At 60.1% G+C, this 650-nt stretch carries 1 protein-coding gene; it reads right to left on the minus strand.

Features of this window, described 5'->3' with window-relative positions; all coding sequences use genetic code 11:
* On the minus strand, nucleotides 1–650 hold a 650-nt coding region (locus tag AC1DVP_RS21370; RefSeq protein WP_477185483.1), incomplete at both ends, for a hypothetical protein.

A 650-nucleotide genomic window follows, 5' to 3' on the forward strand; every position in this document is an offset into this window, starting at 1 on the left:
GGAGTCAGATTCAGTCCTCCCGCGCCCGTTACGCTGACTGTTGCCGGCTCGATGGCRGCGCCGGTATAGGTGAACGGACCGCCGTTGATCGTAACGGCAGTGATGCTYGAKGCTTTGCCGATGGTAAAGTCCTTGCTGTCGCTGCTGCCCTCATGGTTGGCGTCCCCCGCATAAGCGTAGCTGGCAGAGGCTGTYCCCGCATTGGTGTTGTTTCCGTAGGATGCCGCTGGAGTCAGATTCAGTCCTCCCGCKCCCGTTACGCTGACWGTYGCCGGCTCGATGGCRGAACCCGTATAGGTGAACGGRCCGCCGTTGATCGTAACGGCAGTGATGCTTGAGGCTTTGCCGATGGTAAAGTCCTTGCTGTCGCTGCTGCCTTCATGGTTGGCGTCGCCCGCAAAAGTATAGCTGGCCGTGGCTGTTCCCGCATTGGTGTTGYTKCCGTAGGATGCCGCTGGAGTCAGATTCAGTCCTCCCGCKCCCGTTACGCTGACTGTTGCCGGCTCGATGGCAGAACCCGTATAGGTGAACGGRCCGCCGTTGATCGTAACGGCAGTGATGCTYGAKGCTTTGCCGATGGTAAAGTCYTTGCTGTCGCTGCTGCCCTCATGGTTGGCGTCCCCCGCATAAGCGTAGCTGGCAGAGGCTGT

Source organism: Flavobacterium sp. P3_A6, assembly GCF_056403035.1.